The sequence below is a fragment of the Streptomyces sp. NPDC005799 genome, assembly GCF_040630525.1.
Lineage (GTDB): Bacteria > Actinomycetota > Actinomycetes > Streptomycetales > Streptomycetaceae > Streptomyces > Streptomyces griseorubiginosus_B.
In genome coordinates, this window is record NZ_JBEXXQ010000213.1 from 1 (window position 1) to 1,442 (window position 1,442).

Below are 1,442 nucleotides of genomic sequence, written 5' to 3' on the forward strand. Positions count from 1 at the left end.
CAATGCCGTTGCTTGAATTAGTGAACTATCGCCGGGTGCAGCGTGATGACCTTGGGGGCGACGCGCCGTGTCGGCTGCCGGTCGCGGGTGTTGATCCGGTAGGAGAGCTTCGAGGAGTACTTCGAGTCCGGCCGCTTGAGGTGCCGGTCCGCCTCGCGCAGGCGCCTGGCGCCGTTGTCGAGCTTCCGACGCACCTTCGCTGCGAGCACGGCCAGAAACTTCTTGATCTTTTTGGGTGTGTCCGCGCACTGACGGACCACGCTGCGCCGGGTGTGCTTGAGGACCTTGACGAAAGAGATCCGGTCCGGATCGATGCCGTTGTCGTCGGCCAGCGACATGATGACCCGCGTGAGGCAGTGGTGTACAACCAAGTGTGCCCAGACCTCCTGCCGCACCAGCTCGGGGTCCGCTGAACGCAGGACCTCGGCCGGCCCGCGCTGGAAGGTCTTGATCTGCCGGAACGCCGACTCCGCCTCCCAGCGCTCATGGTAGAGGGCCGCCAGCTCCGCCGCCGGATACGCGTCCTGGTCCAGCAGATCGGTCAGCAGTCTGACCACCTCACCGCCGTCGACCCGGTACTCGATCACCCGCACGGTCACCCCGCCCGGATGCGAGGCCCGTTGGCCGGCCAGGCTCATCCGCCCCAGGTAGCTCCCGTCCGGCAGCACCTCGGCCGGACGTGCTGCCACGCTCGAACGGGCCCTCACCAGCAGGTGCGCACCGGCCCCGGTATAGGCCTTCCATAGCGCCACCCCGGGAAAGCCGCGGTCCATGATGACCAGCATCCCGGCGGCCGAGTCGGCCGCCGGGATCGCGAGCTCCGGCTCGCCGCCGCTGAAGCCACCCACCGCCGCGTCGATTTGCGCGTGCGTGCCGCACTCGGTCAGGGTCACCACCCTCACCTGGGGAAACCCCGCCGACTGGCCGTTCTTGGTCGGCCCGCCGAACACCGCCCGGTTCGCCTTCGTATCCGGCGCATCCAGCACGAACCCGTCTACCGCAGCCAGCCGCATCCCGCGGTAGAAGGAACCCTCCAGGCCGACCGGCGCCAGCGGGCCGGCGAGCTCCCGGAACAACGTCTCCAAGACCAGCGGCCCCAGACGCCTACGTGCCCGCGTGAACGACGACTTGTTCGGAACACTCGCGCTCAACTCAGGGACACTGCCCACCAGTTGCTCGGCCACATCGTCATAGGAGTCCTGCTGGAACAGCGCCAGCGCAAGGGTGAAATAGACCATGAACCCGGCTGGCAGTGCGCCGGGCTTCTTGTCCCGGACCCTGCACCTGTCCAGCACCTCGGCAACCAGCTCCGGCGTCACCCACCGGGTCACCACACCCAACCGCACCTGATCAGACAACCCCACCCACGGATGCATGCCAGGCCCAACGACCACACTGCACTGATGTCACGAACTACTTGACAACTTCAAGCAACGGCATTG

General features: G+C 67.1%; 1 protein-coding gene. It reads right to left on the minus strand.

Going from position 1 to position 1,442, the window contains the following annotated elements:
- Positions 1 to 17: 17 nt before the first annotated feature.
- Positions 18 to 1,376, minus strand: coding sequence for an IS4 family transposase (locus ABZ453_RS51295; protein ID WP_359026981.1), 1,359 nt, complete (start codon positions 1,374 to 1,376; stop codon positions 18 to 20).
- Between the last annotated feature and the right edge of the window lie 66 nt (positions 1,377 to 1,442).